Annotated in this window: 10 protein-coding genes and 1 pseudogene; 5 read left to right on the forward strand and 6 right to left on the reverse strand. The window is 65.1% G+C overall.

All coding sequences use genetic code 11. The features are described from left to right. Nucleotides 1–799: 799 nt before the first annotated feature. From AB4Z47_RS01485 to uppS, 3 genes and pseudogenes are all read right to left on the reverse strand, one after another. Nucleotides 800–916: pseudogene (locus AB4Z47_RS01485) on the reverse strand (IS5/IS1182 family transposase); the annotation flags it as partial. 7 nt (nucleotides 917–923) lie between these two features. Next, nucleotides 924–1,913, reverse strand: coding sequence for a terpene synthase family protein (locus tag AB4Z47_RS01490; RefSeq protein ID WP_441947346.1), 990 nt, complete (start codon nucleotides 1,911–1,913; stop codon nucleotides 924–926). A 50-nt stretch (nucleotides 1,914–1,963) separates the two neighbouring features. After that, on the reverse strand, nucleotides 1,964–2,953 hold the full coding sequence (gene uppS, locus AB4Z47_RS01495) for a polyprenyl diphosphate synthase (protein WP_441947347.1): 990 nt from the start codon (nucleotides 2,951–2,953) through the stop codon (nucleotides 1,964–1,966). A gap of 729 nt (nucleotides 2,954–3,682) precedes the next feature. On the opposite strand from uppS, the gene AB4Z47_RS01500 reads away from it, so the two are divergent. Beyond that, nucleotides 3,683–4,246, forward strand: a complete 564-nt coding sequence (locus AB4Z47_RS01500) for a hypothetical protein (RefSeq protein ID WP_441947348.1) — start codon at nucleotides 3,683–3,685, stop codon at nucleotides 4,244–4,246. A 104-nt stretch (nucleotides 4,247–4,350) separates the two neighbouring features. On the opposite strand, the gene bla is transcribed toward AB4Z47_RS01500, so the two are convergent. Then, nucleotides 4,351–5,262, reverse strand: a complete 912-nt coding sequence (gene bla / locus AB4Z47_RS01505; RefSeq protein WP_441947524.1) for a class A beta-lactamase — start codon at nucleotides 5,260–5,262, stop codon at nucleotides 4,351–4,353. A 168-nt stretch (nucleotides 5,263–5,430) separates the two neighbouring features. On the opposite strand from bla, the gene AB4Z47_RS01510 reads away from it, so the two are divergent. Together AB4Z47_RS01510 and AB4Z47_RS01515 are read left to right on the forward strand one after the other, a co-directional pair. Further along, entirely contained in the window at nucleotides 5,431–6,306 is an 876-nt protein-coding gene (locus tag AB4Z47_RS01510) for a LysR family transcriptional regulator (RefSeq protein ID WP_441947349.1), read from the forward strand. Then, a complete protein-coding gene (locus AB4Z47_RS01515) occupies nucleotides 6,303–7,256 on the forward strand; it encodes a serine hydrolase (RefSeq protein WP_441947350.1) in 954 nt (317 codons plus the stop codon). The genes AB4Z47_RS01510 and AB4Z47_RS01515 overlap by 4 nt, the downstream gene beginning before the upstream one ends. Nucleotides 7,257–7,489: 233 nt before the next feature. Here the strand turns inward: AB4Z47_RS01515 and AB4Z47_RS01520 are convergent, their stop codons facing one another. Next, on the reverse strand, nucleotides 7,490–9,511 hold the full coding sequence (locus AB4Z47_RS01520; RefSeq protein WP_441947351.1) for an ArnT family glycosyltransferase: 2,022 nt from the start codon (nucleotides 9,509–9,511) through the stop codon (nucleotides 7,490–7,492). A 135-nt stretch (nucleotides 9,512–9,646) separates the two neighbouring features. Next, nucleotides 9,647–10,375, reverse strand: coding sequence for a transcriptional repressor LexA (gene lexA, locus AB4Z47_RS01525; protein ID WP_441947352.1), 729 nt, complete (start codon nucleotides 10,373–10,375; stop codon nucleotides 9,647–9,649). A gap of 277 nt (nucleotides 10,376–10,652) precedes the next feature. Here lexA and AB4Z47_RS01530 point away from each other — a divergent pair, with 277 nt between their 5' ends. Both AB4Z47_RS01530 and AB4Z47_RS01535 read left to right on the forward strand, forming a co-directional pair. Then, complete coding sequence (locus AB4Z47_RS01530; RefSeq protein ID WP_441947353.1) at nucleotides 10,653–11,114, forward strand: hypothetical protein; 462 nt, start codon at nucleotides 10,653–10,655, stop codon at nucleotides 11,112–11,114. Nucleotides 11,115–11,377: 263 nt separating this feature from the next. Beyond that, complete coding sequence (locus AB4Z47_RS01535) at nucleotides 11,378–11,530, forward strand: hypothetical protein (protein ID WP_441947354.1); 153 nt, start codon at nucleotides 11,378–11,380, stop codon at nucleotides 11,528–11,530. Nucleotides 11,531–11,547 lie beyond the last annotated feature (17 nt).

Consider the following 11,547-nt stretch of genomic DNA (forward strand, 5'->3'; position numbering starts at 1 on the left):
GGCGATTCCTACCGGCTCCGCGATCACCAAGCCACCGCCGACAACCTCCGCCGCGCCACCACCGGCAACCGTGAACCCCTATAATCGACACCGCTCACGGGTGGGGAATTTCGGCGAGTACGGGTGGGGCGTTTCGGCGAGCACAGTCATCAGCCACGACTTCAGTTGTGCTCGTTCGGGTTCTCCTGTCGGCGGTGAGTGCCAGCCGTTGCGTCATCTCGCGCATGTGCGCAGGTTGATGCCGACGATTCGGCAGGCTTCTCGGCTGTTGTGTAGCCCTGACGCATGAGCTGGAAGTATGCCTCCCCGCTCACGCGTCAACCGGCGAACTCTTCCCCACTGCGGTCATCCAGGATCCGGGGCTCCATCCCACCCTCGCGCTGGGGTGTTGCGACGACCACTAGAATTCGAGTGCTCAGAGGGGCTTTCTAGCCTGTGGGGCTGACAGGCGTCGAACCCGCGGCCACTTGACCCCCAGCTATCCCGGTCCAGTGCCTGCGCATGTCAATCACAATGCGCACCATGCGGATTCGCTGACTTCACCTGCTCTGTGCAGGGCCGCTCACAGCGTGCGGCCCAAGTTGGCCCCAGATTGCGCGGCCACGGAGCCCTTGAGCATAGAGCAGGATTGCGGTGTCTGCGACTGAGATTGGAAGCCACCCAGAACGAACGATGCGACCTCGAGAGGCTGCGAATCGCTGTGACGGAGGGTCGCAATGTATCCCCGACCGCTATGGGCCCACCCGCATGCGTCTCCGCGCCTGATTCGGAACTCGTTCTTGTCCTTGCCTTTCCAGTGCGTGGGACCAGGTTCGGACACCCGGTCGGTGTAGATCAGGATGCCGTCGAGCATCACGAGCTCGTAGCCGGCGGCTTTCGCCGCCAGCAGAGCCGAGTGCAGGCCCGGGGCCTGCGTTCGCGAGTCACACCGTGCTGTCCTGATTCGCATATCTCGGTGATTCCCGGTGTAGTCGCACGTACATTCCCAACCCGTTCCGTACTGTTTGCACCACAATGTCGACCGCATCGCGCTCACTGTCGGTGCCATTTCGATATGCGGCACTATCTTTCAAAGAGCGCTCGGCCTCAATCAAATCGGTGACACGAGATTCGATCATGTCGGCCACTTCGTCGAATGCCGCGTCGAGTGACAGATTTTTCTCTGCTCGAACGACGTGTATCAAGTTCACTTCACCGGCTGCGTCTTCCTTATGATATGACGCCATGTCGTTCACCCAGGCCGTAATGTCGACCCAGCTTTCGCGAAGATCACACATTTCGCTGCTGTCGTACAGTGTGTCCGATAATTCGATGCGGTGCATGAATTCTGCGAAATCCAGAAGAAGATATAAGGCGACGGTATTTCGGCGCATCGAAATATACTCTTGGAGGCCCGGAAAATGTCCTTCTCGCCGGTTGTCCAGTTCGATTCCCATGGCAAAAATGCTGTCGAGAAAATTTTGCCGCATTCGTCTCCGCCAGCTGTGCGATTGCCTGGGGTAAATCTTCTGCATGCACTCGGCGAGGGCGGTTTCGAGCCCGAGGTCGGGCGTTTCGGCCTGCCCTGTTTCGAGTATGTGGTCGAGGCGCGTGATATGGTTTTGTAAGTCCTCCGGTGAGTCGTATTCATCGAATCCGATTCGATCGTCGATCAGGAAGCTGCATTCGCAAAGTATCGTAAATATGGCCAGGTCTTCGGGATCGGAGTCCGGAAACAGCTGACACGCGATCTTTGCGCCGTCTATTCCGCGCAACCGCTCTTCTTCGGTAGCGGTGAGCGGCCCCACCCATTTCGTACGCAATGACCGTACTTTCTCATCGACCTGCTCCCAGAAGGGGCTGATGTGAGAACTTTCGATATAGGGATCCTCGAACGGTAGGTTCGGGATCTTAGTTGTCCAATCTATGCTCATGAATACCTCCAAATGATCAGCTGAGGGTGGTGTGGGTTTCATCCGGGGGCCTATTGTAGCTGCGTATCCAATTCTCTATTGCCGTCGTCGATGCTTCCGAATTTTCGATCGCGTCGCTGATAATCGCGGATTGCATCCAACAGGTGATCAACGGTGAAATCCGGCCAGAGAGCAGGTGTGAACACCAGTTCGCTGTAAGCGAGCTGCCAGAGCAGGAAGTTGGAGATCCTGCTCTCGCCTGATGTGCGGATAACGAGATCTGGATCGGGCATATCCGGTGCGTACAGATATCTACTCACCAGCTCGCTATTCAGATCCGCGGCATCTACGCCGTCCTCGATTATTTTGCGGATAGCATCGAGGATTTCATCCCGGCCGCCGTAATTGAAGGCGATAGTGAATGTCATTCCGGTATTGTTCTTTGTCGTCGATATCGCATAGTCGATCGCCCTGCGCAGAGCGCGGGGTATGCGCATCTCCGCGCGCCCGATCCATCGGATCCGTATATTGTGCCGACCGAAATCGTCGAGCCACCGGTAGATGGCTCGTTCGATCGTACTTGCAATGAATCTGACCTCGAGCTCGGGACGTTGCCAGTTCTCCGTGGAGAACGCGTATACCGTGAACCATTCGATTCCCAAATCGGATGCGCCTATTACGAGATTGCGAATTACTCGTGCGCCCTGGTTGTGTCCTCCGATCCGGGAGCCATTTCGCAGCTGGGACCACCTTCCATTTCCATCCGGAATACATGCGATATGCCGGGGAATATTGTCGGGGTCGAGAGGTGATTTATTCTGCAATATGGACTCCGTGTGTAATCGGGGGCGTCGATGCGGATGCGCCGCGGCACAAACTCGCGGCCTCTTTGTATGTTTGCCGGTGCTCAGGGGATGCTGGATGTGGTTCGGGTGCGGATGTGGAAGGCGAACAATGCCACCCGTAGAACCCGACGAACCACAGTAGATGGATAGCGAGATGGGGATCGCCAGCAGTGTAAAGCCACCGTCATACCCAGGTCTCGACCCAATCAGGTTCACGACCGATACAGACCTTCTGCCGCAGACCTTGCGCGGTCAAGCCTGGCCTGACGTTCCGTGGCGGCTGCAGTGTCCATCTGATCAGGGGTGCTCAGGACAGTTCTCCAGTAGCGTTCTGCGGCAGCGTAGAACGTGCTGTAGGCCTCCAGCTGGCGGTCTCGCCAGTGGCGTCGCTCGTCGCACGCCGTTTCCTTGTTCCACCGCCGGTCTTCGCGACACACGTTGACGAGCTGACCAGCTACCGCACCGATGATTCCAAGCTCGCCAGCTACCACAGGCGCCCGAACTGAAACCTGTCCAGAACTCATGCGGTGGAACGCACCTCCCCCTGGCCAGCGCTCATTGTGTGTCGAAGCGATCCGTAGTGACTGTTTCAGAGTAGCCGTCACACCTCCAGTCGGAAGCACCAATTCGACAGGCGCACACCCACTCTGGGTGCGGGCTGCCGGGGACGGACAGTGGTCCGTGGGGAACAGTCCATCTGTTCACCCCTACCACCAGCGGTTTTCGAGTGTGGCCACCTGCCCCGTGCAGGGACACTAAACACACCCTGCGGGCGCATCAGAGGTCGCGCAAATTGGTTCCGAGTCGATCTGGGGTGCGGTGCAGGCGCGGGCTTGGTGATCACGAAGTTGCTTCCAGCCGAACCGCTCCATTGAGCCTGCATCTGCCTGACCGACCTGGTCGAATTCATTGGTGCTTCTGCGCGGAGCCGGCGATGATTGGTGGGTGGATGTCACCACCTCGAATGGCAGTTCCTGGCGAATCGGAACCGAGGCGGAGACCGCATGGATCGTGGATGGTACGTCGGTCGGCCTGACCATCGTCTCGGCGATCCCGCCGGTCTTCGACAGGTACGCCACGATCGTCGTGCCGGAGGACGACGATGTGGCCTGGGAAGCGCTGGACCGAGCGCTGGTGTCGGTCTTGCGCGTCGAGTCGGCGAACCAGCGTTGGTGGTTGGGATACCTCGATAACGGCGCCGACGACATCGTCTTCCCTGAAGCTCCCCGGGTGACCTTGTACGCCGATTGGCACTACGTGTTGGTCGAGGCGGGGCCGGAGCAGGCGCTCACCTGGCGCACGCTGACTTGGCGTCAACGCCGTAGCCTGCCCGACCTAATTTTTCCGACCGACCGCCGCTGGCTGGTATCGCGGCTGTTCGACGACGACTGGATCTGTGTCGGCGGGCCTGCCGGACTGGTGCTCGAGCTTCTTCGCCATCCCGACCTCGACACACGTCGAGTGGAACTCGGGCAGGACGCGACTCCCCCCGGCCACATCGCCACGTAGCCGGATTCGGGGTTCGCGGTCGCGCGGATTGGTGACCTTCATGGGCGTTTCCGGGGTCGGGTGTCCCAACGGTAGAGGGTCCAGGCTTTGCGGATCAGCGTGCTTTACTCGAGCGCCCCGACGGCAGCGCGGGTGGCGTCGGCGACCAGCGGGTTGTCGGCCTTGGCTTGCTGCTCGAATTTCGTTGTCAGTACGGCTATGACGAGCGGGGCGCGTCCGGGCGGCCACGCGATGGCGACGTCGTTGGCGCCGCCGTAGGCGGGGCTGCCGGTCTTGTCTGCGACGGTCCAGCCCTCGGGCAGTCCTGCGCGGATGCGCTCGCCGCCGGTCTTGCTGGCCATCAGCCACGACTTCAGTTGCGCTCGTTCGGGTTCGGCGAGCGTGTCGCCGAGGACGAGGGTGCGGTAGTCGGCGGCGAGCGCGGCGGGCGTGGTGGTGTCGCGCTGGTCGCCGGGGATGGCGGTGTTCAACTCGGTTTCCCAGCGGTCCAGGCGCGTGATGTTGTCGCCGATGGACCGCAGGAACGCGGTGAAACCTTCCGGGCCACCGAGGAGTTTCAGCAGCTGGTTGCCTGCCGTGTTGTCGGACACGGTGATCGCGGCATCGCACAGTTCAGCAACGGTCATACCGCTGTCGACGCGCTTCTCGGTCACCGGTGAGTTCTCGACGAGATCGGTACGGGGATAGTGGATCACCTGATCGAAGTAGCCCGTCGACAGCGGATGATCGCGTAGGAGTGCGCCGCAGGCGAGCCCCTTGAACGTGGAGGCGATCGGGAACCGCTCGCTGTCTCGATGGGCGACGGTGTGCCCGGACGCGGTGTCGATCGCGTACACGCCCAGTCGGGCGGCGTGGTCGGTCTCCATCTCGGTGAAGGACAGGGTCGCGGCGGGTGTCGAATTCGAGGCCGCCGTGTCGGTGCCGGACCCGCAGGCGGCGGCGACCGACAGAGCGGACACCGCCGCTGCGGCGAGGGCTTGGCGAAGCAGGACACGGTGGGCACAAGCTGAGAGGATCACCGCCGCACCACACCATCGCCGCGGCGGCGGGCGCAAATATCCGACCCGGGGACGGATGAGTCGATTTCGATATCGTCGCAGGTTCGCCCGCATGATCCGGCTCCGGTGCGGACCACGGCCGGGCAAGAACGCCGGGGCCGGCGCACCCGCTGGTTCAATGACCGCATGGACCTGATCCGCCACCTTCGCTACTTCGTCTCTGTCGCGGACGAAGGACACTTCGGCAGGGCGGCGGCCGCGCTGGACATGACCCAGCCACCGCTGTCGCAAGGACTTCGGCGGCTGGAGCGGCATCTCGGTGTCGACCTCATCCACCGCACTCGGCAGGGCGCCGTCCTCACCGCGGCCGGGCTCCAACTGCTCCCTCGCGCCCGGCTGCTCGTCGATGACGCCGAGCGTCTGCTCGCCGAATCGCACCGCATCGCGGACGCCCACGGCGTCGTGCACTGGGCGGCGATCACCGCGCTGCCCGACCGGGTGGTCACGGCCTGCGTCGGCGCGCTGCGCACCGTGATCGCACCGGATGCCACGGTGTCCACGATAGGGGGGACCACCGTCGATCTGGTCGCCGATGTGCGCGCCGGGCTGTGCGATGTCGCGGTGATCGAGCATCCGGCCCTCGTCGACGGTGTCGAGGCCCGCCCGGTCGTCAAACTGCCACGCTGGCTCGTGGTGCCGTCGGATCACCGCAGCGTCGCCGCCGAACGCCGCACCTTCCCGATGCTCGTCGGACTGAGTTTCGCCGGTCCACCGCGCGCCGCCAACCCGCCCGCCTTCGACACCGTGCTGGATCTGCTGCGCGAGCGCGGACTGGACGCACCGACCGTGCCGGCGCCAGACGATCGCGCCGTACTCGCCGCGGTGGCGGCCGGAACATGCTTCGGGCTCACCGCGATTCCCCCGTCGTCCACGCCGGGCGTGACGTGGCTGCGCATCGCGCCGCAGGCGGTGGCACTACGGGTCCGCGTCATCCACCGTCCCGGCGCCGATATCCACGCCCACGCGGTGGACCGCGTGTTGTACCGGGAGCGGCTGCGATGAGCAGCACGTCCCACGGCGACACGACACGCGGTGGCGGCCGGACGCCGGGTGGGCACAGCGTTGCGGAGAGGATCCGTGCCGTGTTCGCCGATGCGGGCTGCACCGGCTGGCTGCACGCCCGCCGCTGTGACGACTCCGCCGCCGAGATCTCGATCGGCGGTCACGAACGTGTGGTCGTCGCGTCGGTGTACAAGCTGCCGCTGTTCGTCGCGTTCTGCCGCCTCGTCGACGCCGGGCGTATCGACCCCACCGCCAGGCTCACGGTGACCCCGTCCGAGTGCACGCCCGGTCCGACCGGCATCGCCGTGCTGCGCGATCCGGTGACCATGAGCCTGCGCGACCTCGCGGCGTCGATGATGACCGTCTCCGACAACGCCGCGGCCGACATCCTGCTCGGCGAAACCGGTCTCGGCGCGGTCGAGGACCTGCTCGATCATCTCGGCCTCACCCAGACCCGGATCGTCGGCGGCACCGTCGATCTGCACCGCAGCCTGGTCCGCGACACAGACACCCACACCACCGCCGAGGCGTTCGCGGCACTCGCGGAGAACGACGACGCCTGGACGGTCTCGGCGTACGACCCGTCCTATGCGAGCGCGACCACCCCGCAGGAGATGACCCGCTTCCTGCGCTCTCTCTGGGGCGGTACGGTGCTGTCGGCCGAGCAGACCGAGTTCGTCCGGACCGTCATGCGTCACCAGGTGTGGCCTCATCGCATCGCCGCCGCGTTCCCGCACCGCAGCGTGTCGGTCGCGGGTAAGACCGGAACCATCGGGGTGATCCGCAACGAGGTCGCTGTGGTGGAGTTTCCCGGCGAATCCCCTGTCGCCGTGGCGGTTTTCACCCGCGCGGCACGCTCGGATCCGGAACTCCCCGTTGTCGACGCCGCCATCGCCGAATCGGCCCGCATCGCCGTCACCGAATTGCGCCGCCCCCTGCCGCAATACTGACGACACGACAGAACCCCGCCTCCAACAAGCGACGCAAGTGACAGCTCTCGCGTCGAAACGACAGGACGGCGGCGGTTGCACCCACGGCATTCTTGGAGGTGCCAACAGTCCGGGTGGGTAGTGCTGCGCACCGTGCTGTGATGCGCTGCGTCGCGTGAGTATCCAAGGGTGGGAATGGACTGACATCAGGGTTCTGTTATCCCTGTCCAGGGCAATCGCGCGTCGCGGCCCCGTCAGTGAGCCGGGATGGTGAGGTCGTAGACGGCGACGTTGCCGAGACGCACCGGGGTGTAGTGCGCCGAGACCCAGTCGGCGATGTCCTTGTGCCCGGCCGGACGCCACAACCCGTTGTCCGGGGCGCTCGCCTGCCCCGCGCCGGGGGGAACGCCCGGTTGGTTGCGCACGCGCCATGAGTCGGGGAGTTTCACCTCCTGCGCGAGGTAATACGTCACCTGGTGGGAGCGGACCATGGTCTGGAAATCATCGAGGGTGGGCACCGGGTCGTCGGAGGTGAAGCCGCCGATCGCGATGACCGAGGTGTGGCTGGCGAGCTCGAGGGATGCGGCGACCGAGGAACGATCCACTGCCGCCGACCAGGTCGTTGTCGTGTTGCGTAGCAGCGTGGCGACTTGCGGCTCGGTGTCGCCGTTCACGAACGACATCACCTCGCTGCGCATATCGTTCGCCGGCGTCGGCCGCTCGGGCTTCGCAGGGCCGACCGTCGGCCCGCCCCCGGTATGCGCCTGCGGGAGGGTGGCCGCGGCGTATGCCGTCGATCCGCCGATCCCGGCGAGAACACCCACGACGACCAGCACCGACACCGACCTGGCACGCACCCGTCGCGATACGGCCGGGAACGCGGCGGCGATCAGGCCCAGCGCCACCGCCACAGAGACCACCGCAAGCGCCCAGCGCAACCACGGCAGCCATTCGGCGTTGCGGCTCAGCAGCACGAACGCCCACAGTCCCGAGGTGAGCACCAATGCGGCAGCACCGATTCGGCCGAATTTCTCATCGCGCCGACGCCACATCTCGGCGACGCCGATCGCGAACATCCCGGCCACGGCGGGACCGATGGCCAACGTGTAGTAAGCGTGCATGCCGCCGCGCATCGTGGTGAATGCGATGCCGTCGATGATCAGCCACAGTCCGAAGACCAGCGCGGCCCCGCGCAGGAGGTCGGTGCGCGGAGCACGCCCGCGCGATGCGAGGACCAGTACGAAGGCGAGCAGGGCGGCGGGAAGCAGCCAGGAGATCTCGAACCCGATCTCGCCGGTGAACAGCCGGGTCGGACCCGACCCGCCGCCGAATCCGCCGAACCCACCACGGCCCTGCCCCAAGTCGCCTGGCATCTCGTACCCGGGCGGTAGTGCGAATCGGTTGCCGCCGCGGTGGTTGTGGCCGAGGAAGCGGGCGAATCCGTTGTAGCCCAGCACCAGATCCATGAACGTGTTGTTCGTCGACCCGGCCAGATACGGCCGCGACGATGCGGGCCACAGGATCGTCAGCAGCACGTACCAGCCGGATGAAACGACCAACGCCGCCGCGGCGGCGAGCAAGTGCAGCAGTCGTTTTCGCACCGAGGTCGGCGCCACGATCAGGTAGGTGAGCGCCAGCGCGGGCAACACCATGAGCCCTTCGAGCATCTTCGCCAGGAACGCGAATCCGAGCGCGACACCGGCCAGCATCAGCCAGCGCGCGCTCGCCCGCCGCAATGACCTGATCGTGCAGTACGCGCCCGAGGTCATCAGCAGCACCATCACCGCGTCCGGGTTGTTGAACCGGAACATCAACGCCACCACCGGTGTCACTGCCAGCACCGCCCCGGCCAGCAGGCCCGCGCCCCGGCTGCTGGTCGCCGTGGCGATTGTCGCGTACAGCAGTGCCACGGCCGCGACGGCCATCAACGCCTGCGGCACCAGCATGCTCGCGCTGCTGAATCCGAACAGCTGTCCCGACAGTCCCATCACCCACTGCGAGACCGGCGGTTTGTCGACGGTGATGAAGTTGCCCGGATCCAGCGAGCCGAACAGTAGTGCCTTCCAGTCCCGCGCACCGGACCAGGCCGCCGCGGCGTAGAAACCGTTGGCCATGCCGTTGACCGTGATGTGCCACAGATACGCGACGGCCGTCCCGGTCAGCAGCACCGCCAGAATCGCTCGCTCCCACCGACGAGCAGGCGGTAGCCCGAGTGGATCGGGATCGAGAGTCGTGGTTGCATCGGGCAGGGCCGCGTCGGCGCTGATCGCTGTCACTGCGGAAGTCTCGCAAGTGGCCTGGTGGATTCCCTGCGCGCTTGCTGTCAATCAGCTGTGAACGTGGGGGCGAACTCGGTTGTGTGTTGCGGTACATGTCCGCGCGGCCGACGCGGGTTGCCGTCCCTTCCGTCGTCAGATCTTGCGGATGACCGTGACGACCTTGCCGAGGATCTGGGCGTCGTTGCCGGGGATCGGTTCGAACACCGGATTGTGCGGCATCAGCCACACGTCCTTGCCGGTGCGCTTGAACGTCTTCACCGTGGCCTCGCCGTCGATCATCGCGGCGACGATGTCGCCGTTGTCGGCGACGTTCTGCTGCCGGACGACCACCCAGTCGCCGTCGCAGATCGCCGCGTCGATCATGGACTGGCCGACAACCTTCAGCAGGAACAGCGAACCCTCGCCGACCAGCTCGCGGGGGAGCGGGAAGACGTCTTCGACGGCCTGCTCCGCCAGAATCGGACCACCGGCGGCAATGCGCCCGAGCACCGGCACGAAGGTGGGCACCGGGCGGTCGGTGTCGACGGCGGCATCGGAGCCGTCCACCGCGGCGACCGGCAGACTGGTCACCGAACGCACCACCTCGTCCAGGCCTCTGACGTCCACCGCGCGTGGACGATTCGGATCGCGGCGAAGGTAGCCCTTGCGCTCCAGAGCGCGCAACTGATGGGCGACCGAGGAGGTCGACGTCAGCCCGACCGCGTCACCGATCTCCCGGATGCTCGGCGGGTAGCCGCGTTCGCTCACCGAGGTGCGGATCACCTCCAGCACTTTGCGCTGACGCACGGTGAGATCCGCCCCGGTACTCGCCGCGTCGGCGCCGCTTTCGGTCTCGTCACCCGTGTCGTCTGTGTGCCTCACCGCAACCGCCCTTTCCTGCTGTGCCCGGCCGATCCCCGCTGGGCGTCTGTCGTCATGGCCTGTCATGCATTTGGTAGTTCGAATCTAGTCCGGTCGCGTCGATGTATCAAACATCTGTTCGACGCATGTCGGGCGTTTCTGCTGACTTTGCCACTCCGTCGTGGTAGAAATCGAACACAGATTCTTCGAACATCTGATCGAATGCGTTGGGAACATGTGTTCGAATATGGACACCGGCTCGAACGGCGACGGAGCACCCACCACGGAGGTTTGTCCGATGAGTACTGCGATCAGCGACATCACCACATCGATCGATGTGACAGGTGTGGAGTTCGATCACCGCGCCGCCGCTGCGGCGGCGATCGATCTCGGTGGCGACACGGGTCCTCGCACGCGGCGCGGCGGCGCGCGCGCCAGGGCGTTGGTGCCCGCGCATCGCTCCGCGGTCGATCGGTGCCCCCGCGACGCTCGCCCTGGCGGCGCTGCGCTCGTATATGGCCGTAGCGCACGGAATTCCGCGCTCCGGCGGATGCGTGGCTCGCACCCGATGGAGCGGGTAGAGCGGGCGCAGGTCGGGTTCGCCGTGCTTGCCGTGACCGCGCTGCTGACCGCCCTCATGGTGGCGGGACTGATCGCGTTGGCGCACGTGCGGGCGGGAGACTGGGGCGGCGAGTCCGGCGGGTCGGTGCCCGCCGTGGTCGACGGCCGAGGTGGCGCGGGCTCGCCACCGCCGCGCTGACCGGTGGGATCGGCCACCTATTGTGGCCGGAATTGTTGATCGAAAATCTGCTGGAAATGTGATCTGGGCAACACTGCTCGAGCGATGTCTGGGAGCACGGTCGCGGGCAAGCCCGCCGTCCCAGGGTCCGTGCGCCCGGCGTCTTCGCCCCGGCCACGGTCCGCGCCGACGTCGCGGGCCGTAGTCTCGCGCTGCGTGTCCCGCTGCCCGACTTCGACTGGGCCGACCGAGACACGAGGTGGACATACATCACCGGTGACCTGGTGCCACGTCACATCGATCCGGAGACCGACCCGGTCCTGGCCGACGCCGTCCTCGGCGAGCCGTTCTGGACCGAACTGGCCCGCGGCCACCTCGTTCCGCGGCTGCCGGACCTCCTCGCGGATCTGACCGCGCACTGGCAGATCGTCGAATGATCGAGGTGGCGCGCCGG

The organism is Nocardia sp. 2TAF39 (genome assembly GCF_052114905.1).
In the GTDB taxonomy this organism is placed as follows: Bacteria; Actinomycetota; Actinomycetes; order Mycobacteriales; family Mycobacteriaceae; genus Nocardia.

What these genes read in the sequence shown, in the direction of transcription:
- AB4Z47_RS01530 (WP_441947353.1), top strand. Translation starts at nt 10,653, where the DNA reads ATGAGTACTGCGATCAGCGACATCACCACATCGATCGATGTGACAGGT.
- AB4Z47_RS01515 (WP_441947350.1), top strand. Translation starts at nt 6,303, where the DNA reads ATGAGCAGCACGTCCCACGGCGACACGACACGCGGTGGCGGCCGGACG.
- AB4Z47_RS01510 (WP_441947349.1), top strand. Translation starts at nt 5,431, where the DNA reads ATGGACCTGATCCGCCACCTTCGCTACTTCGTCTCTGTCGCGGACGAA.
- AB4Z47_RS01490 (WP_441947346.1), bottom strand. Translation starts at nt 1,913, where the DNA reads ATGAGCATAGATTGGACAACTAAGATCCCGAACCTACCGTTCGAGGAT.